Origin of the sequence: Streptomyces violaceoruber (assembly GCF_033406955.1) — a bacterium.
Lineage (GTDB): Bacteria > Actinomycetota > Actinomycetes > Streptomycetales > Streptomycetaceae > Streptomyces > Streptomyces violaceoruber.
Map to the genome: position 1 here is coordinate 979,197 of NZ_CP137734.1, position 19,219 is coordinate 998,415.

Below are 19,219 nucleotides of genomic sequence, written 5' to 3' on the forward strand. Positions count from 1 at the left end.
CTGGGCTCACCTCCGGGGAAGCAACAAAGAACGGTGCCATTCGAAAAATGCGGGAAGAACGGATCGAAGAACACGGAAGGCCGATATTCCACCGCGCACGGTGCCGATCCGGACGAGTTCGTGTTCTGGAGCGTCCACGACCACTCGGACGGCCGCAACCGGGCGCGGGCCCGTGCGGACGGCGCTCAGGAGCGTGGCCGCGGACTCCATGTCCACGGCGATCGCGCCGGTCGCGAGCAGGTCGGCGCGTTCGGGGCCGCGGACGACGTGGTCCGAGCCGGTCAGCGGCCCGGTGTGGACGGTGCGCCCGGGGACGGCTCGCGCGAGTTCCTTGACGAGCCGGTCGGTCGCGACGCAGGGGACGGTGGAGCGCGGGTCCCGGGTCTCCTCGGCGACGACCAGGTCACCGGGGTGCATGCCGGGCGAGAGTCCGGCGCAGAAGCCCGTGGCGAGCACGGCGGCGCCCTCGAGCGCCGGGTCGGCGAGGACCCGGGTGACCGAGCGTTCGGCCGCCCTGGGACCCATGCCGGTGCGCAGGACGGTGACCGGCCCGCCGGCGCCGGCGCGGTCGCCGGTGCGCAGGGCGAGGTGCTCGATGCCGAGCGCGCAGGCGATCAGCAGCGGGGACGGGCCGGTCTGCGGGGTCATCAGCTGCCCTTCACCTCGGCCGGGGCGGCTTCGGCGGGGGCGTCGGCCGCGCGGGGCTTCTTGGCGAAGGGCTCCCCGTGGACGTACCGGCCGAGAGCGGTGAGCGGGAAGACCTGGCGGTAGAGGTTGTAGTTGATGGAGAAGTCCCACGGGAAGCCGGTGCCCGTGAAGTAGGGCTCGTCCCAGGAGCCGTCCTCCCGCTGGGTGGCCGCGAGCCATGCGACGCCGCGCTCCACGGCTTTGGAGTCCCGCTCCCCTGCCGCCAGCAGGGCCATCAGCGCCCAGCCGGTCTGCGAGGCGGTCGAGGCGCCCCGGCCGCTCCACTCCCGGACGTAGCGGTAGGAGCGCAGGTCCTCGCCCCAGCCGCCGTCCTCGTTCTGGACGGACTCCAGCCAGCGCACCGCCCGGCGGATGGCCGGGTGCGAGGTGGGCAGTCCGGCCGCGGTCAGCGCGGGGATCACGGAACCGGTGCCGTAGACGTAGTTGACGCCCCAGCGGCCGAACCACGAACCGTCCGTCTCCTGGGCGTCGAGCAGCCACTGGATGCCGCGGCGGGTGCGCGGGTCGTGGGCGAGGCCCTCGACGGCGAGCATCTCGACGACGTGCGCGGTGACGTCCGCGGACGGCGGGTCGATGACCTCGCCGAAGTCGCAGAACGGCAGCCGGTTGGGGAAGGCGCTGGTGTTGTCGACGTCGAAGGCGCCCCAGGCGCCGTTCTTCGACTGCATGCCGAGGTTCCAGCGCACCCCGCGCCCGATCGCCTTCTCCACCCGTTCCGGGTCGTGGTGCCTGACCCGGCGCAGGGCGAGGACCACCTCGGCGGTGTCGTCGATGTCGGGGTAGTTGTCGTTGTGGAACTCGAACGCCCAGCCGCCGGGCGGGAGTCCGGGGCGCTTCACCGACCAGTCGCCGGGGCGCACGATCTGTTCGCCGAGCATCCAGTCCGAGGCCTTCACCAGCTGCGGGTGGTCCTCGGGCACGCCCGCGTCGGCCAGCGCGATGGTGGCCAGGCAGGTGTCCCACACCGGGGACTGGCAGGCCTCGATCATCCGGGCGCCGTCCTCGCGCCAGACGGCGAAACGGTCCAGCGACTCCAGTCCCGCGCGCATCACGGGGTGTTCGAGGTCGTAGCCGAGCAGGTAGAGGGCGATGACCGAGTAGACCGCAGGCGGCTGGATGCCGCCCCAGCAGCCGTCGTTCTCCTGCCGCTCGATGATCCAGCGGGCGGCGCTGTTCATCGCGGCCCGGCGCAGCCGGCGCGGGGCGACCTTGCGGTAGGCGTGCAGGGCCTTGTCGATGCGCTGGAAGGCGCCGTCCCAGCTGGCCACGGGTGCCAGGGGGCGTGGCGGGTTGGGGCGGGCCGGGTCGGTGTGCAGTTCGTCCAGCGGGAACGGCGCGGGACGCACCGGCCGCTTCGCGGAGACGATGGTGAGCGGCACGATGGTCTGCCGGGCCCAGCAGCCGAAGTCGTAGATGTTGAGCGGGACCCAGGTGGGGAAGTAGATCAGCTCCGGCGGGAGTTCGGGCAGGTCGTCCCACTTCCACCAGCCGAACAGGGCCAGCCAGATCCGGGTGAAGACCCGGGCGGAGGCGATGCCGCCGCGGGACCTGATCCACTCCGCGGCCCGCGCCATGTGGGGCGCTTCGGGTGAGTCGCCGGCCAGGCGGAGGGCGACGTAGGCCTCGATGGTCGTGGACAGTTCGCCGGGGCCGCCGTAGAAGGTGGCCCAGGTGCCGTCCTCGCGCTGCTCGCCGCGGATGAACAGCGCGGCGGCGAGGGTGGTCTCCTCGTCCTGGATGCCCAGGAACTGACGCAGGAGCAGGTCCTCGGCGTCCATCGTGACGTTCGTCTCGAGGTCGCCCTTCCACCAGCCCTCGGCGTCCTGCTTGGCGAGCAGGAAGTCGGTGGCACGCCGGGTGGCGCGGGCGGCGGCTTCGGGTACCCCGGCCGCCGCGGCGGGGATCGTGATGTCGGTGTCGCTGGCCGAGGCTGCCAGGGGCCGCAGGGAGGCTCCGGTGCTTCCGTCGGTCGTCGCTGTCATGGCTTCCCCTTCGTGCAGTGTGCATGTGGTGCGTCTGCTGGGTCCGCCGTCGGCCGGTGCTCGTGTCTCCACGACACCGGCCGGCGACTACGCGAGGGCTATTCGACCGATAATGATCATCTCTTTCGTACGACGACGAAGTCCGCGAGGGCCGTGAACCGGTCCCGCACCCGGTCGGGCATGTCGACGGCGTCGAGGGCTTCGATGGCGATGGTGTGCTGGCGACGCGCCTCGTCGGCGGTCCACTCCCGCCCGCCCGCTTCCTCGATGAGGGCGGCGCGGGCCGCGAACTCCTCCTCGGAGAAGTTCGCGAAGTCGCTGGCCTTGGCGTCGGCCGTGAGGATCTCGCCGAGCCGCTCGGAGGCGGCCCCGCCGGCCGCGAGGGCGGCGACGACCGGCAGCGACTTCTTGCGCTGGCGCAGGTCGCTCCAGGTCTGCTTGCCGGTGGCGTCCGGGTCGCCCCAGATGCCGAGCAGGTCGTCGACGGCCTGGAAGGCGAGACCGAGGTGGTAGCCGTACTTCTCCAGGGTGTCGGCGGTGCGTTCGTCGGCGCCGCCGAGCACCGCGCCGATGGAGCTGGCGCAGGCGAGCAGGGCACCGGTCTTGTTGCCCTCCATCTCCAGGCACTCCTCGACGCTGACGCGGTCGCGGTGCTCGTAGGAGATGTCCTGGGCCTGACCGTCGATCAGGGAGCGGCTGGCCTTGGTCAGGCGGCGGGTGGCCCGCCCGGCCTCGACGGTGCCCAGTTCGAGCAGCACCTCGTTGGCGAGGGCGAACAGGGCGTCGCCGACCAGGATGGCCTGGGCGGGGCCGTGCACCTTCCAGACGGTGTCGCGGTGGCGGCGCTGCTCGTCGCCGTCCATCAGGTCGTCGTGCAGGAGGGAGAAGTTGTGCACCAGTTCCACGGCCACCGCGCCGGGCACACCGACCTCGGGGGCGGCGCCGGTGACCTCGGCGGAGAGCACGGCGAGCGCGGGGCGGACGGCCTTGCCGCCGTCGCCGTCCGCGGGGTTGCCCTGGGCGTCGATCCAGCCGAAGTGGTAGGCGGCGACGGTGTCCATGGGAGGGGCCAGGCGGTCGACCGCCGCCCGCAGGACCGGCGTGGCCAGGGTCCGGCCGCGCTCCAGAAGCGCGGTCACGTCCACCGTGGTCCGTCGATCGGCCGTCGGGGCCGGGGGCACAGTGGGCACAGTCTTTCCTCCAGTTGCGGTGCCGGGAGTGCGGGAGCCGGTCCCGCGCGGATCGGCTTTCACGCCGCCTCCTCGAAGAAATCGGGAAGGAGGCCGCGGGACCGGCCCAGGGCGCCGAGCGCGGCGGCCGCCGCACCGACACCGCTGCGAACCGCACTCTCCATGGTCGCGGGCCACCCGGTGGCGGTCCACGCTCCGGCCAGGTAGAGGCCGGGTGCCTTGGTGCGGGCGCCGGGCCTGAGGCGCCCGACGCCGGGGGCGGGGGCGAACGTGGCGGTGCGCTCCCTGGTCACGAAGAAGTCCTTCACCTCGGCACCCCGGGTGCGCGGCAGCAGCCGCTCCAGTTCGGGCAGGTACCGCTCGCGCAGCACGGCCACGGGCTCGTCGATGTCGTTCTGCGCGGTCGACTGGGACAGCGCCAGGTACTGACCCTCCTTCAGCCCGGAGGCCTCGGTGCGGTCGAACACCCACTGGACCGGGGTGCCGAGGGCCGTGAGGAACGGCGTGGCGAGCACCTTGCGGTCGTAGATCACGTGGATGTTGAGGATCGGCGCGGTGCCGATCCGCAGAAGATTTTCCGGGGCGTCCAGCGCACCGTCCGGCAGCAGGTCGTGGGCCTCGCGCTGGGGTACGGCGAGGACGACGGCGTCCGCTTCGAGCGTCTCGCCGGGAACCTGAACGCTCCAGCCGCCGTTCTCGTTTACGGAGACGGAGGTGACGCGTGTACGGACCTCGGTACGGACGCCCGCGGAGTCGAGCGCCTTGCGGGCCAGCCGGTCGTGCAGTTCGCCCAGCGGGACACGGGCCCACCCGATGTCGGCCGCTCCCGGGTCGGACAGCAGACCGGTCTTGAACACCATCGCGGCGAGCCCCAGCGAGGCGTCGCCCGCGACCGCGTTGAGGGTGGCGACCCCGACCAGGTCCCACAGGGCCTCGACGGCACGCGCCGACTGACCGTGCGCGGTCAGCCAGCTGCCGAAGTCCTGGGTGTCCAGGCTCGGATCGGCGAGGTCGAGCCCCTTGAGCGCGAGCGCGGCGCGTCCCACCGAGGCGCGCTCGGCGAGGGAGAGGTGCGGGTAGGTCGCGAGGCTGCGCCCCAGATGCAGGGGGACGGGCAGCGCGTCGCGCCGCAGTCTGCCGAGCCGGTTACCCTCGGTCCTCGCCAGGTCGACCACGGGCACGTCGAGACGTTCCTGCACCGGTGCGAGCGCGGCTCCGCCGATCCGGTCGAGGAACCACCGGTAGGCGGTGCAGCAGCGCAGGTACACGTGCTGGCCGTTGTCGACGGTGAGGTCGCCGCGCTGGAAGGAGAAGGCGAGCCCGCCGAGCCGGGGGCGTCCTTCGAGCAGGGTGACGCGCACACCGGCGTCCGCCAGTGCCAGCGCGGTGGTGACCCCCGCGAGTCCGCCGCCGACCACGACGGCATGCCCGCCGGGGCCGAGGGCCGAGACGTCCGCGAGCACTCCGCCCTCGCGCGTGCCCTTGCCCTGCGTCATGGTGCGCCCTTCCCTGTCCGGCCGCCGCGGTGTTTGAACGGCGTACGGCTGACCGTCTCAGTCAGGGACGCCGACCGCCAGCGCAGGGTTGCCCGCCACTGCCCGCCGCCGGTTTCGTACGGGTCCCGGGTGTCGAGTGTGCCCGGTGTGTCCATCAGGCGCGCCTCCTGACGGTCCGCCGGGTGACGTGCCGGGCGTCGAGGCCGGACAGGCCGCGCACGGCGACGTACGCCTTCTCGCGTCCCGGCAGGGAGACCCGGCCGCGCAGTACGGCCTCGGGGTCGCGCTCGATGCGGTCCAGGAGACGGCGGTAGATGCCGGCCATGGCGGCCACGCAGGCGCCGCTGCGCCGGTCGAGCATGGGCAGCAGCCGGTAGCCCTCGGCGAAAAGGGCGCGGGCCCGACGCACTTCGAAGTGCACGAGGCCCGCGAAGTCGGAGCCCTCGGGTGGTGTCGGGCCGTTGAATCCGGCCGCGCAGCCGAACTTGGCGAGGTCGTCGGCGGGCAGGTAGGTGCGCCCGCCCTCGGCGTCCTCCCGGACGTCGCGCAGGATGTTGGTGAGCTGCAGCGCGAGCCCGAGCGTGTCGGCGTACTCGGGCGCGCGCTCGGCGCCGCGCGCCCCCGGTTCGGTGCCGAAGACGCCGAGCGAGAGGCGTCCGATGGCGCCCGCCACGCAGCGGCAGTAGACCTTCAGGTCGTCCCAGGTCTCGTAGGTCTCGCCGCGCAGGTCCATCTGGACGCCGTCGATCAGCTCGTCGAGGCCGCCGAGCGGGATGGGAAACCGCCGGGCCGCGTCGGCGAGGGCGACGGCGACCGGGTCGGTGTCGTCCTCCTCGACCGCGCCGTCCTGGATCCGGGCGAGCACGGCCCGGGTCTCGTCCAGCCGGGTGACCTTGACGTCGTCCGCCAGCACTCCGTCGCCGATGTCGTCGACCCGGCGCGAGAACGCGTACAGCGCGGACATCGCCCGCCGCTTGGGCGTGGGCAGCAGCCGGATGCCGTAGGCGAAGTTGCGTGCCTGCTGACCGGTGACGGCCTCGCAGTAGCTGTAGGCGGCGAGCACCGGTGCCGGCATGTTCGCTGACGACTCCACGGACCCGATCACCCCTCTCCTCGCAGGACCACGCCCGCCTCGCGCAGCAAGTGGACCTTGCCTGACTTGGGCGGGCCGGGAAGTACGTCGTGATCCGCCGCGGCGATCGCGTTCAGCGCCGCCCTGCCACCCGCCACGAAGCCCGCCAGGAGCAGTCGCAGCCTGCCGTGGACGCTACCCACCAGGGGGGCGCCTTCATTCAGCAGGTCGCGGGCGCGGGCGGCCTCGTAGGCGATCAGCGCGCGCACGGAGGCGTTCGCGCTGGGCGCGGCGAGGTCCGCCGCCTGGACGTGGAAGCGCTTCATGTCCTCGGCGGGCAGGTAGATCCGGTCCCGTCCGAGGTCCTCGGCGACGTCCTGGAGGTGCTCGACGATCTGCAGGGCGGTGCAGATCTCGTCGGAGCGGCGGATCCGTTCGGGGGTCGAGGTGCCGGTGACGGCGAGGACGAGACGGCCGACGGGGTTGGCGGACAGCTCGCAGTAGGCGAGGAGGTCGTCGTAGGTCTCGTACCGTGCGACCATCTGGTCCTGCCGGTTGGCGGCGATCAGGCCGAGGAAGGGCTCGGGGGTCAGCGCGCGGCGGCGCACGGTGGGCACCAGACGGCGCAGCAGCGGGTGGCGGGGCGCACCGTCGGAGCCGTCGGAGCCGTCGGAGCCGTCGAAGACACGACGCAGGTCCGCCTCGAAGGCGTCCAGCATCAGCAGTCGGTCGTCGGCGCGGTCCTCGGGGACGCCGAGCAGACGGGCGTCCGCTCCGCCCGGGGCGAGGTCGCCGTCGCCGATGTCGTCGACGAGACGGGCGAAGCCGTAGACGGCCATGAGGTCGGTGCGCCAGGCGCGGGGCAGGAAGAAGGGGGCGACGGGGAAGTTCTCGTCGGCGGCCTTGGCGAGGGTGCCGCGCTCCGGGTCGACGGCGTGCGCCGTGTCGGTGACCGTCATCGCGGGCTGCCCTGGGCGGGGACGGCGCACGCTTCGCGGAGCTGGGGAGTTTCCGTCGCCATTGCCGTCACATCTCCCGTTCTACACTGCCGACCCAATACACACTATTTCGGACACGCCGCCCCGCCACCCGCGCGGCAGGCCCGCTCCAGGGTGTCGGGCATTATCGCCCCATGTGCCGCGTTTCGGGACCGGTACAGCTTACGTTGTACAACTCACGGGCGTGCGTCGGGGTGCACAGCGCATCACAACAACACACCGATTGACTTCAAGATTCCTGAGAACGCCAGGAGTTGACGCTTCCTTTGCAGACGCGGGGCCTCGCCGGAACAGTTCCGGCGAGGCCCTGGCGTGTCGGGCTACTTGCCCGTGAACTTCTCGTACTCCTTGAGCACCTCGTCGGTCGGGCCGTCCATGCGCAGCTCGCCGCGCTCCAGCCACAGGACCCGGTTGCAGGTGTCACGGATGGACTTGTTGTTGTGGCTGACCAGGAAGATGGTGCCGGCCTGCTTCTTCAGCTCCCGGATGCGCTCCTCGGAGCGGGTCTGGAACTTGCGGTCGCCGGTGGCCAGCGCCTCGTCGATCATCAGGACGTCGTGGTCCTTGGCGGCGGCGATGGAGAACCGCAGCCGGGCGGCCATGCCGGAGGAGTACGTGCGCATCGGCAGGGTGATGAAGTCGCCCTTCTCGTTGATCCCGGAGAAGTCGACGATCTCCTGGTAGCGCTCCTTGATCTGCTCGCGGGACATGCCCATGGCCAGGCCGCCGAGGATGACGTTCCGCTCGCCGGTCAGGTCGTTCATCAGGGCCGCGTTCACGCCGAGCAGGGAGGGCTGCCCGTCCGTGTAGACCTTGCCGCGCTCGGCGGGCAGCAGCCCGGCGATGGCGCGCAGCAGGGTCGACTTCCCGGAGCCGTTGGAGCCGATCAGGCCGATGGCCTCGCCCCGGTAGGCGGTGAAGGAGACGCCGCGCACGGCGTGCACCTTGCGCACGCCCCGCTTCGCGTCGTCGGAACCCTTCTTGAGTATGCGGCTCAGGGCGGCTGTCGCGCTGCCCTTGCCGGTCTTGGCGCCGTTGACGCGGTAGACGATGTGCACCTCGTCCGCGATGACCGTCGGCACCCGCTGGTCCTGCTGCTGTTCAGCCACGGCCGTACCTCTCCTCCGCCTTCCAGAAGTACACGAAGCCGCCCACGGCGAGGACCACGGCCCAGCCGAGTGCGACCGCCCACACGTGCGGCGGCAGGTTCTCGGAGCCGTACCCGTCGATCAGCGCGAAGCGCATCAGGTCCATGTAGACGGCGGCCGGGTTCCACTGGAGCACGTCGGCGATCCAGTCCGGCTTGTCCTTCAGCATGATCGGGATGGAGAACATCACGCCCGAGGCGTACATCCAGGTGCGCATGATGAACGGCATCAGCTGGGCCAGGTCCGGCGTCTTGGCCCCCATCCGGGCGACGACCAGCGCGAGACCCGTGTTGAACAGGAACTGCAGGACCAGCACCGGGAGGACCAGCAGCCAGGACAGCGAGGGGTAGCTGCCGAAGCCGACGACCACCAGGAACAGCACGATCATCGAGGCCAGCAGCTGCTGGAGCTGCTGGAGGGCGAAGGAGACGGGCAGCGAGGCCCGCGGGAAGTGCAGCGCCCGCACCAGCCCGAGGTTGCCGGCGATGGCGCGCACGCCCGCCATCGCCGAGGACTGGGTGAAGGTGAAGACGAACACACCGGTCACCAGGAACGGGATGTAGACGTCCTTCTCCATGCCCCGGCCCGCGTCGAGGATCAGGCCGAAGATCAGGAAGTAGACGAGCGCGTTCAGCAGCGGCGTGGCCACCTGCCACAGCTGGCCGAGCTTGGCCTGGCTGTACTGGGCGGTCAGCTTCGCCTGGGAGAAGGCGAGGATGAAGTGCCGCCGCCCCCAGAGCTGGCGGACGTACTCCTTGAGGCTCGGTCGGGCGCCGCTCACGGACAGCCCGTACTTGGCGGCGAGCCGGGCCGGTGTGAGGCCCTCGTCGGGCGACACGGGCTTGGTCATGGCGACCGTGCCGTCGTGCGTTGTCTCACTCACTGGTGGAAACTTTCGTCTTCGAAAATGCTCGGCCTCGCGGGCCTGGCATGGACCTGGTGGCCCCGTTCGGGGCCGGAACACTCTCGGGTACGAGCTTGTCAGATCACCGGGGGCCGGCCCAGCCGGGTCAGGCGCCACACCGTACGCCACCGCATGGGCCGACGGGGACCGCACGGGGTGGCCCAGCCCTCGCGGAAGCCGCCGAACCACGCCTTCAGCGCGGGTCGCGACGGCCGGCGCAGCAGCGTGAGGGCCATCCAGACGCCGAGGTAGACCGGGACCAGCAGCGCGGGGAGGTTGCGGCGGGCGAGCCAGACGCGGTTGCGGGCGACCATGCGGTGGTAGACCGCGTGCCGGGACGGCGCGGTCGTGGGGTGGTTCAGCACCATGTCGGACCGGTAGTCGATCATCCAGCCCGCGTCGAGGGCCCGCCAGGCCAGGTCGGTCTCCTCGTGGGCGTAGAAGAAGGCGTCCGGCAGCCCGCCGACCTGGGTGAGGACGCGGGTGCGCACCGCGTTGGCGCCGCCGAGGAAGGTGGTGACCCGGGAGGAGCGCATCGGGTCGGAGGCGCGCAGCCGCGGGACGTGCCGGCGCTGGGTCTCGCCGGTGTCCGGGTCGGCGATGCGGAAGCTGATGATGCCCAGCTCGTCGTCGGCCGCGAACGCCTCGCGGCACAGCTCGGCGGTGTCGGTGCGGGCGAGCAGTCCGTCGTCGTCGAGGAAGAGCAGGATGTCGACGTCGCTGCCGCCGGGGCCGAAGGCCTCGATGCCGACGTTGCGGCCGCCGGGGATGCCCAGGTTCTCGGGCAGCTCGACGGTGCGCACGCCTTCGGGCACCTCCGGGACGGGCGAGCCGTTGCCGACCACGACCACCTGGACCGGGTCGCCGTCCTGCTTCGCGACCGAGTCGAGCAGGGCGCGCAGCTCCTCGGGGCGGTTGCCCATCGTGATGACGACGGCGCCGACCTTCACGGGCGCGCTCACTTCAGCCTGCTGGAGGCGAGGATGGACACCAGGTGCAGCAGGGTCTGCAGCAGCGCGATGCCGGCGAGCACGGCGGTGCCGAGGCGGGTGAAGAACAGGTCGCCGCGCGCCTGGTCGACGATCGCGAGGACCAGGATCAGCAGGGTCGCCTCGATGCCGAGGATCAGCCGGTGGAACTTGAGCGCACCGGCGGCCCGGCGGGCCAGCGCCATGCCGGAGGAGCGGATCTCGGAGGCGGCCTCCTTGACCGGCGGCATCCCGTTCTGGTGCCGGGCGACGCCCACCAGGTCCGTCTCCGCCTTGATCAGGATCGCGCCGAGCGCGGCCAGGGTGCCGAGGAAGGCCCACAGCCAGTCGATCCGGCCGGTGCCCCAGATGTCGGCGGCGCGCAGGCCGAGGCCGACCAGGACCGCGGCGTCGGTCAGGTAGGCGCCGACGCGGTCCAGGTAGACCCCGCCGAGCGAGTACTGCTTGCGCCAGCGCGCGATCTCGCCGTCCACGCAGTCGAGGAGCAGGTACAGCTGGACCGCGACCACGCCGAGCACGGCGCCCCAGATGCCCGGCACGAGCAGCGCCGGGGCCGCCAGCACGCCGCAGACGGTCATCAGGTACGTGAGCTGGTTGGGCGTGATCCTGGTGTTCACCAGATAGCGGTCGATCCGCAGCGAGACCTCGCGCATGTAGAGGCGTCCCGCCCAGTGCTCACCGCTGCGCCGGTCCTTGACTCCCGCGGGATGGACGACCGGGCGTAGTTCAGCTACCGATGGCCTTGACATAGTCGGCGTACAGGTCCTTGATCTGGTCGGTGGTGAGGTCGAGGTGCTCGAGGATCGTGTAGCGGCCGGGCCGCGTCTGGGGTGCGAACTCCACGGCCCGGAAGAACTCCTCGGGAGTGAACCCGATCTCCTCGGGCAGCACCGGCAGCCCGTGCCGCCGCAGGACCCGGGCCATGTTGGCGGACTCCTCGTGGGCCCCGCGCAGGTACATCGCGAAGGCCGCGCCCAGGCCGCACTGCTCGCCGTGGGCGGCCGCGCGCTCGGGGAAGAGGAGGTCGAAGGCGTGGTTGATCTCGTGGCAGGCGCCCGAGGAGGGCCGCGAGTCGCCGGAGACCGACATGGCGATGCCGCTGAGCACCAGCGCCTCGGCCAGCACCTGGAGGAAGTCGTTGTCGCCGATGCCGCCGGGGTGGCGCAGGACGGCCTCGCCGGCCTGGCGGGCCATCGCGGCGGCCAGGCCGTCGATCTTCTCGCCCTTGACCCGGTTGGCCAGCTCCCAGTCCGCGATCGCGGAGACGTTGGAGACGGCGTCGCCGATGCCGGCGCGTACGAAGCGGGCCGGTGCCGCGCGGATGACGTCCAGGTCGATGACGACGGCGATCGGGTTCGGCACACCGTAGGAGCCGCGGCCCGCGTCGTTGTCGAGGGTGGCGACCGGGGAGCACAGCCCGTCGTGCGCGAGGTTGGTGGGCACGGCGACCAGCGGAAGGCCGATGCGCGCGGCCGCGAACTTGGCGCAGTCGATGATCTTGCCGCCGCCGAGGCCGACGACCGCGTCGTAGTGGCCGCCCTTCATGGCGCCGGCCAGCTTGATCGCGTCGTCCAGGGTGCCGCCGCCGACCTCGAACCAGTCGGCGCCGGGCAGGGACGGGGCGACGCGGTCGCGCAGCCGGGCGCCGGAGCCGCCGCTGACGGCGACGGCGAGCTTGCCCGAGTGGGAGATGCGCTCGTCGGCGAGTACGCATCCCAGGTCGTCGAGGGCACCCGCGCGGATGTCCACGACGACCGGCGACGGGATGAGCCTCGTCAGTACTGGCACGCGATCTCCCTGCCCTTGGCGAGGTCGTCGTGGTTGTCGATCTCGACCCACTTGACGTCGCCGATCGGCGCCACGTCGACCTTGAAGCCGCGGTTGACCAGCTCCTGGTAGCCGTCCTCGTAGTAGAGCTGCGGGTCGCGCTCGAAGGTGGTCTTCAGCGCGTCGGCCAGCTCCGCGGCGGCCTCGCCCTCGATGAGGGTGACGCCGATGTACTCGCCGGTCGCGTCGGCCGGGTCCATCAGCTTGGTGATGCGCTGCACGCCCTTGTCGGGGTCGACGACGACCTTCATCTCCTCGTCGGCGAGGTTCTTCACCGTGTCGAGGGCGAGGATGATCTTCTTGCCGTCGCCACGGGCGGCGAGCAGGGTCTTCTCGACGGAGACCGGGTGCACGGTGTCGCCGTTGGCGAGGATCACGCCGTCCTTGAGGGCGTCACGGCCGCACCACAGGGAGTAGGCGTTGTTCCACTCCTCGGCCTTGTCGTTGTCGATGAGGGTGAGCTTGACGCCGTACTTCTGCTCCAGCTCCGCCTGACGGTCGTACACGGCCTCCTTGCGGTAGCCGACGATGATCCCGACCTCCGTCAGACCGACCTCGGCGAAGTTCGCCAGCGTCAGGTCGAGGACCGTGATGCTGTCCTCCGCGCCCTCGGGGCCGACCGGGACCAGTGCCTTGGGCAGGGTGTCGGTGTAGGGGCGCAGACGGCGTCCGGCGCCGGCCGCCAGCACGAGGCCGATCATGCGGGTTCTCCTTCGTCGTGTACGGCGGGTGCGCCGACCTGGTGGGCGGCGACCCAGAAGCGGATGCTCTCGACGAGCACCACGAGTGCCACAACCACGGCGAGGACCGTGAGCGCGACCTTGAACTGTGCGGCGGTAAGGAGCACGGCCAGCAGGGTGATCACCAGCGTGCGGCCCTCGTGCCCCCCGACCGTCCGCACCAGCCACTGCGGCGGTGCGCCCGCGTCGCCACGGATGCGGTAGACCGTGTCGTAGTGATGGTAGGCGACCGCGGCCACCAGCCCGAAAGCCGCCGGAAGGGCCCCGTTCACGTCGGCCTTCGCGGCCAGGAACAGGACGGTGAGGTACTCGGCGGCCCGGAAGAACGGGGGGACCAGCCAGTCGAGGGCGCCCTTGAGGGGGCGGGCGACGGCGAGCGCGGAGGTCAGCACGTACCCGAGCGCGGCGACGAGCGGCCAGGGACCGCCGAAGTCGGTGAGCGCGGCGGTGGCGACGACGGCGGCACCGCCGAGGAGGGCGACGGCGGGGGTGGCGAAGCCGGGCAGCCGGCGGGCGGCGGTGCGCAGGCCCTTGGCGCCGGCCTCGGCGAGCGGACCGGAGTCGGCCAGGTCGGCCAGCGCCTTCGCGGCCCGGTCGGTGCGGGTGGCCTTGCGGGTCAGCGAGCGCAGGACACGGCCCGCGGTGGTGTACGTCGCGGCGAACGCGCAGCCGATCAGCAGCGCGTAGAAGGTGATCCGGGGCGTGGTGAGCGCGGTCAGGACGGCGATCATGGCCCAGCGTTCGCCGATGGGCAGCACGATCATGCGGCGCAGCCACACCGTCCAGCCGACGCTGTCGAGCTTGTCGGAGAGGGCGGCGGTGGGGCTGGTGTTGGCCGAGGCGTCGTGATTGGCCTCGTTGAAGGAGAAGTCGACGACGTGCCGGCAGGTCTGGAGCACCATCGCGCCGAGGGCCAGGGCCCACACGTCGTCGCCGCCGCGGGCCGCTCCGAGGGCGAGGCCCGCGTAGTAGGCGTACTCCTTGGCCCGGTCGAAGGTGGCGTCGAGCCAGGCACCGAGCGTGGAGTACTGGAGGGAGTACCGGGCGAGCTGTCCGTCGGTGCAGTCGAGGACGAAGGAGGCGATGAGCAGGACGCCGGCGGCGACGAAGCCGCCGCGGGTGCCGGTGGCCGCGCAGCCGGCCGCTATGAGCGCGGTGATCAGCGAGGCGGTGGTGACCTGGTTGGGGGTCAGGCCGCGGCGCGCGCACCAGCGGGCGATGTAGCGGGAGTAGGGGCTGATGAAGTGGGTGGTGACGAAGCCGTCGCGGGCCTTGACCGCCGACTTCAGGCGTACGGCCTCGTCGTCGACGGCGGCGACGGCCTGCCGCGCCTCGTTGCGGGCCTGCGGGTCGGCGGGAACGGCGGCCACGAGGCTGCCGAGTTCGGGCCGGTGCACCCCGGCGCCGTCGGCGTCGAGGGCGGCGGTGATCCGGTCGGCGAGGCTGTCGACGTCCACGGCGGTGCCGCCGCCCGTGGAATTCTCGCGGGCCATCGCGCGGGTCAGCGTCTGGCGGGCGGCCGGCTGGGCGGTCACCGCGCCCGGGATCGCGGCGAGCGGGAAGCGGGGGTCGGTGAGGCCGAGGCGCAGCGCGTGCGGGTGGCCCACGAAACGAGCGTCGACGACGGCGACCCGCTCCTCGCCGGGGACCCGGGCGAGGAGGGTCTCGGTCTCCGCGGCCCCGGCCGCGAGGTGCACGTCGAAGCCCAGGGACCGCAGCTCGCTCTCGATCGACGAACCCGGGACCGGCTGACCGGTGAGGATGGCGGTCGGCAACCGAACTCACTCCCTGGTGCCGGCGCCTGGACGCCGGGCCTGTGCATGGTGGGACGCCCGTGCCTGGGGCACCCGGGCGGCATGTCGGCAGAGGGTATCGGATGCCGGGAACGCCGTGTTCACCGCCCGTTTGACGGTCGGTCGACGCCACTTGCTCCCGCCTTTGCCGCGATCATCATCGTGGATTCGGGGCCCGCCCGACAAACCGCGCCCCCAGACCGGGCATCGCGGACATCGCACAGTGTCCGCCGTTGTTCGCACAGGGTCAGGACGAGCCCCGTCGGACCGGTCCCCCCTGACGGCGGAAGCCGCACCCTCCGCATCCTCGCAACACTCTGACCTGCGAAACGTTTCCGCAGGTCAGGGCACATGACAACGGTGTTCAGTGCCGCGTTGCCCGATACCCCCTACCCGTAGTTGACTGGCATCCGGGCGCCGGGTCGCCGGACGCCGGTACACACGAGGAGGCGGCTTTCTCATGGGGGCTGGGCACGACCACGGGCACGCGCACGGGGGGCACGCCGGCGGGACGGCGACCGCCGCGTACCGGGGCAGGCTGCGCGTGGCGCTGTCGATCACCCTCACCGTCATGGTCGTCGAGATCGTCGGCGGTCTGGTCGCCGACTCCCTCGCCCTGATCGCCGACGCCGCGCACATGGCGACCGATGCCCTGGGCCTCGGCATGGCCCTGCTGGCCGTGCACTTCGCGAGCCGACCGCCGAGCGACCGGCGCACCTTCGGCTACGCCCGCGCCGAGATCCTCGCCGCCCTGGCCAACTGCCTGCTGCTGCTCGGGGTCGGCGGTTACGTCCTGTACGAGGCGATCGACCGGTTCGTCACGCCGGCCGACACCGCGGCCGGCCCGACCGTCGTCTTCGGCGCGATCGGTCTGGTGGCGAACATGGTGTCGCTGTCGCTGCTGATGCGCGGCCAGAAGGAGAGCCTGAACGTGCGGGGCGCCTTCCTGGAGGTGGCGGCCGACGCGCTGGGCTCCCTGGCGGTGATCGTCTCGGCGCTGGTGATCCTGGCCACCGGCTGGCAGCCCGCCGACCCGATCGCGTCGCTGCTGATCGGTCTGATGATCGTGCCGCGAACCTTGCGGTTGCTGCGCGAGACCCTGGACGTGCTGCTCGAGGCGGCTCCCAAGGGCGTGGACATCGCGGAGGTGCGCGCCCACATACTGGCCCTCGACGGGGTCGAGGACGTGCACGACCTGCACGCCTGGACCATCACCTCCGGCATGCCCGTGCTGTCGGCGCACGTGGTGGTGGACGGCGAAGCGCTGAGCGCGATCGGCCACGAGAAGATGCTCCACGAGTTGCAGGGCTGTCTGGGCGACCACTTCGACGTGGAGCACTGCACGTTCCAGCTGGAGCCCAGCGGTCACGCGGAGCACGAGGCGCGACTGTGCCGCTGAGCCCGTGACGCGGCGGACGGCCCGGGGGCGCGCACGCACCGGAACGCGCCGCTGAACGCTCCGTTCCGCCGCCGCACCACTGGAGGAGACGCGGACCGGACGATTCCCGGGGCGCGCCCTCGGGAACGGTGCCCCCTCGGACCCCTGCTCGGTGTCCGACCGGCCGCCCCCGGTGCCCGCACGGGCAGGCGGGACATGCGGGTGTGCCGGGAAGTGCCGAGAGTGCCGGATTCGTACGGCACACTTGGGGCGCGAGGACCGATGTGAAGGATGGGTATGCCGATCACTCCTGCCACCGCGACGCCCAGCTCGTCGAACGGCACCGCAGAAGCCATTTTGCTGGAACTGGTCGACGAGAACGGCGTGACGATCGGCACCGCGGAGAAGCTCTCCGCGCACCAGCCGCCGGGGCGGCTGCACCGCGCCTTCTCCGTGTTCCTCTTCGACGAGCGGGGGCGGCTGCTGATCCAGCAGCGGGCGCTGGGCAAGTACCACTCCCCCGGCGTGTGGTCCAACACCTGCTGCGGTCACCCCTACCCCGGCGAGGCGCCGTTCGCGGCGGCGGCCCGGCGGACGTTCGAGGAGCTGGGGGTGTCGCCCTCCCTGCTCGCCGAGGCCGGCACGGTGCGCTACAACCATCCCGACCCGGCCTCCGGGCTGGTCGAGCAGGAGTACAACCACCTCTTCGTCGGTCTGGTGCAGGCCGAGCTGCGCCCGGACCCGGAGGAAGTGGCGGGGACTGCCTTCGTGTCCCCGGCCGAGCTGACCGAGCGGCACGCGCAGGACACCTTCTCGGCGTGGTTCATGACGGTGCTGGACGCGGCCCGGCCGGCCGTCCGCGAACTGACGGGCACGTCCGCGGGCTGGTGAGGGACGTCCCGGCGCCGGGCCCGCCGCCTGCTGCCGGGCCCGGGGGTGCTGCCGGACCCGCCGCGTCTAGCGCGGGGCGTGCTTGAGCGGCAGGGCCGCCCAGATCACCTTGCCGCCGCTCGCGGTGTGGGCCACGTCGCAGGCCCCGCCCGCCTCGCGGGTCGTCTCGCGGACCAGGAGCAGGCCGCGCCCACCGGTGCGGCCGTGGTCGGTCTCCAGGGCGGTAGGGCGGTAGGGGTGGTCGTCCTCCACGGCCACCCGCACCCACTCGGGCCCGACGGCGACCTCCACGGCGAGCACCGGGGAGAGCACCGCCGCGTGCCGGACCGCGTTCGTGACCAGTTCCGAGACGATCAGCAGCAGGGTCTGCGTCACGTCGTCGGAGACCGGCACGCCCTGGCGCACCAGCAGGTCGCGCACGGCGTGCCGGGCCTGCGGGACCGAGGCGTCCACGGCGGGGGCGGTGAACCGCCAGACGCCTTCGTACGGCAGCGGCCCGGCGGGCCCGGTCTCGTCCATCGTCCGGTCGCCACCCCTGGGCTCGATTGTCACCACACCCCTGAGTGTTGGTAACGCGCCGCGCCGCCCCCACGGACTGAACACAAGTCAGCATGTATCGAGCGGTTTCTGACCGTTGGCGCATGAGACGCGACCGTTCCTGTCCCGCCCGCCCGGCCGCTCGAAGCGGAGAGGCCGGTGGATAGCATCCGGTCCATGGAGCCGCAGCTGCTGCACCGGGTCGCCGACTCGGTCGCCACCGTCGTCGTCCACCACCCGGCCAAGCGCAACGCCATGACGACCGCGATGTGGCGGGCGCTGCCCCGCGTCCTCGACGGCCTGGCCGCCGATCCCGGGGTGCGGGCGCTGGTGCTCACCGGCGAGGGCGCGACGTTCTGCGCCGGGGCCGACATCTCGGCCCTGCGCGAGTCGGCCGAGGAGGCGCAGGGTCTGGCGGTGCGGGCCGAGGAGGCCCTCGCCGCGTTTCCCAGACCGACGCTCGCGGCGATCAGGGGACACTGCGTGGGCGGCGGGGCGCAGTTGGCGGCGGCGTGCGACCTGCGGTTCGCCGAGGAGACGGCGCTGTTCGGCGTGACCCCGGCCAAGCTGGGGGTCGTGTATCCGGCCTCCGCGACCCGGCGGCTGGTGGCCCTGACCGGGCCCGCCACCGCGAAGTACCTGCTGTTCGGCGGCGAGTTGATCGACGCCGCGCGGGCACTGCGCACCGGCCTGGTGGACGAGGTGCTGCCGGAGGGCGGGCTCGGCAAGCGGGTGGCGGAGTTCACCCGGGTGCTGGTGTCGCGTTCCCTGCTGACGCAGGCCGCGGCGAAGGAGTTCGCCGCCGGACGCACGGACCGGGACGCCCACTGGGCCGCCCAGGCGCGGGGCAGCGGCGACACCGCGGAGGGGGTCGCCGCCTTCCTGGAGCGCAGGCAGCCGCGATTCGGCTGGAACGGGCCTAGTTCAGGATGAACCGGTTCCGCGTGCGGAACTCCTCGACGAGGTACGCGGGCGCCTTGTCCGGGGACCCGGCGTCGTAGGGCGGCTGCGGGTCGTACTCGGTGAGCAACTGGACCGCCTGGGCGTGCTCGTCGCCGGCGATCCGGCCGACCAGGGTGAGGCCCATGTCGATGCCCGAGGAGACGCCGGCCGCGGTGACGTACTTGCCGTCGGTGACGACGCGCTCCCCGGTCGGCTCGGCGCCGTACTGCTTCAGGAGGTCCAGGGCCAGCCAGTGCGAGGTGGCGCGGCGGCCGCTCAGCAGTCCCGCGGCGGCGAGCAGCAGCGAGCCGGAGCAGACCGAGGTGGTCCAGGTACTGGCGGCGTCGGCGGCGCGGAGCCAGTCCAGCAGGGTCTCGTTGCCCATCTGCGCGTCCTGCCCGGGGCCGCCCGGCACGACGACCACGTCCGGGTCCGGCACGTCCGCCAGGGTCCGGTCGGCGGTGAGCGCCAGGCTCCCCGTGTCGTTGCGGACCGGCCCGGTCCGCTCGGCGACGAACACGGTCTCGGCGCCCGGAATGCGGCTCATGGTCTCGTACGGGCCCACGGCGTCGAGGGCGGTGAAGCGGTCGAAGAGAACGATGGCTGTGCGCACGTGCTGCCTCT

The 19,219-nt window shown here is 72.2% G+C and carries 19 protein-coding genes; 3 read left to right on the plus strand and 16 right to left on the minus strand.

The window, feature by feature from the left end; all coding sequences use genetic code 11:
* Positions 1 to 6: 6 nt before the first annotated feature.
* The 14 genes from R2E43_RS04620 to R2E43_RS04685 all read right to left on the minus strand — a co-directional run bounded on the left by R2E43_RS04620 (position 7) and on the right by R2E43_RS04685 (position 14,829).
* A complete protein-coding gene (locus tag R2E43_RS04620; protein ID WP_003972232.1) occupies positions 7 to 648 on the minus strand; it encodes a lipoprotein in 642 nt (213 codons plus the stop codon).
* Positions 648 to 2,690, minus strand: coding sequence for a squalene--hopene cyclase (gene shc, locus R2E43_RS04625; RefSeq protein ID WP_265701386.1), 2,043 nt, complete (start codon positions 2,688 to 2,690; stop codon positions 648 to 650). Before shc ends, R2E43_RS04620 begins: the two co-directional genes overlap by 1 nt.
* 116 nt (positions 2,691 to 2,806) lie before the next feature.
* Positions 2,807 to 3,871, minus strand: a complete 1,065-nt coding sequence (locus tag R2E43_RS04630) for a polyprenyl synthetase family protein (RefSeq protein WP_003972234.1) — start codon at positions 3,869 to 3,871, stop codon at positions 2,807 to 2,809.
* 68 nt (positions 3,872 to 3,939) lie between these two features.
* A complete protein-coding gene (gene hpnE / locus R2E43_RS04635; RefSeq protein ID WP_030872942.1) occupies positions 3,940 to 5,376 on the minus strand; it encodes a hydroxysqualene dehydroxylase HpnE in 1,437 nt (478 codons plus the stop codon).
* Entirely contained in the window at positions 5,373 to 5,531 is a 159-nt protein-coding gene (locus R2E43_RS04640) for a DUF6380 family protein (RefSeq protein WP_037898215.1), read from the minus strand. Before R2E43_RS04640 ends, hpnE begins: the two co-directional genes overlap by 4 nt.
* Positions 5,531 to 6,481, minus strand: a complete 951-nt coding sequence (hpnD, locus tag R2E43_RS04645) for a presqualene diphosphate synthase HpnD (RefSeq protein WP_003972236.1) — start codon at positions 6,479 to 6,481, stop codon at positions 5,531 to 5,533. The genes R2E43_RS04640 and hpnD overlap by 1 nt, the downstream gene beginning before the upstream one ends.
* Positions 6,478 to 7,407 (minus strand): squalene synthase HpnC, encoded by a 930-nt coding sequence (hpnC, locus tag R2E43_RS04650; protein ID WP_030872940.1) that lies wholly within the window; start codon positions 7,405 to 7,407, stop codon positions 6,478 to 6,480. The genes hpnD and hpnC overlap by 4 nt, the downstream gene beginning before the upstream one ends.
* Before the next feature lie 359 nt (positions 7,408 to 7,766).
* Entirely contained in the window at positions 7,767 to 8,555 is a 789-nt protein-coding gene (locus R2E43_RS04655) for an ABC transporter ATP-binding protein (RefSeq protein WP_003972238.1), read from the minus strand.
* Positions 8,548 to 9,477, minus strand: a complete 930-nt coding sequence (locus R2E43_RS04660; RefSeq protein WP_003972239.1) for an ABC transporter permease — start codon at positions 9,475 to 9,477, stop codon at positions 8,548 to 8,550. The genes R2E43_RS04655 and R2E43_RS04660 overlap by 8 nt, the downstream gene beginning before the upstream one ends.
* A 98-nt stretch (positions 9,478 to 9,575) precedes the next feature.
* Entirely contained in the window at positions 9,576 to 10,448 is an 873-nt protein-coding gene (locus R2E43_RS04665) for a glycosyltransferase family 2 protein (RefSeq protein ID WP_011031159.1), read from the minus strand.
* A gap of 8 nt (positions 10,449 to 10,456) precedes the next feature.
* Positions 10,457 to 11,236: a CDP-alcohol phosphatidyltransferase family protein gene (locus R2E43_RS04670; RefSeq protein ID WP_161270333.1), complete on the minus strand. Its 780-nt coding sequence runs from the start codon at positions 11,234 to 11,236 to the stop codon at positions 10,457 to 10,459.
* Complete coding sequence (locus R2E43_RS04675; RefSeq protein ID WP_003972242.1) at positions 11,214 to 12,275, minus strand: iron-containing alcohol dehydrogenase family protein; 1,062 nt, start codon at positions 12,273 to 12,275, stop codon at positions 11,214 to 11,216. Before R2E43_RS04675 ends, R2E43_RS04670 begins: the two co-directional genes overlap by 23 nt.
* Positions 12,263 to 13,015, minus strand: coding sequence for a phosphocholine cytidylyltransferase family protein (locus R2E43_RS04680; protein WP_011031156.1), 753 nt, complete (start codon positions 13,013 to 13,015; stop codon positions 12,263 to 12,265). Before R2E43_RS04680 ends, R2E43_RS04675 begins: the two co-directional genes overlap by 13 nt.
* Complete coding sequence (locus R2E43_RS04685; protein WP_003972244.1) at positions 13,012 to 14,829, minus strand: DUF5941 domain-containing protein; 1,818 nt, start codon at positions 14,827 to 14,829, stop codon at positions 13,012 to 13,014. The genes R2E43_RS04680 and R2E43_RS04685 overlap by 4 nt, the downstream gene beginning before the upstream one ends.
* Before the next feature lie 478 nt (positions 14,830 to 15,307).
* Between R2E43_RS04685 and R2E43_RS04690 the strand changes: the two genes are divergently transcribed.
* Positions 15,308 to 16,246 (plus strand): cation diffusion facilitator family transporter, encoded by a 939-nt coding sequence (locus tag R2E43_RS04690; protein WP_003972246.1) that lies wholly within the window; start codon positions 15,308 to 15,310, stop codon positions 16,244 to 16,246.
* Between the two features lie 276 nt (positions 16,247 to 16,522).
* Entirely contained in the window at positions 16,523 to 17,116 is a 594-nt protein-coding gene (gene idi / locus R2E43_RS04695) for an isopentenyl-diphosphate Delta-isomerase (protein WP_003972247.1), read from the plus strand.
* Between the two features lie 66 nt (positions 17,117 to 17,182).
* Here idi and R2E43_RS04700 read toward each other — a convergent pair whose 3' ends face one another.
* Complete coding sequence (locus R2E43_RS04700) at positions 17,183 to 17,635, minus strand: ATP-binding protein (RefSeq protein ID WP_016327856.1); 453 nt, start codon at positions 17,633 to 17,635, stop codon at positions 17,183 to 17,185.
* A 195-nt stretch (positions 17,636 to 17,830) separates the two neighbouring features.
* Here R2E43_RS04700 and R2E43_RS04705 point away from each other — a divergent pair, with 195 nt between their 5' ends.
* Entirely contained in the window at positions 17,831 to 18,586 is a 756-nt protein-coding gene (locus tag R2E43_RS04705) for an enoyl-CoA hydratase/isomerase family protein (protein WP_189285456.1), read from the plus strand.
* On the opposite strand, the gene R2E43_RS04710 is transcribed toward R2E43_RS04705, so the two are convergent.
* Positions 18,573 to 19,208, minus strand: coding sequence for a DJ-1/PfpI family protein (locus R2E43_RS04710; RefSeq protein WP_011031152.1), 636 nt, complete (start codon positions 19,206 to 19,208; stop codon positions 18,573 to 18,575). The two genes, R2E43_RS04705 and R2E43_RS04710, sit on opposite strands and share 14 nt — an antisense overlap.
* Between the last annotated feature and the right edge of the window lie 11 nt (positions 19,209 to 19,219).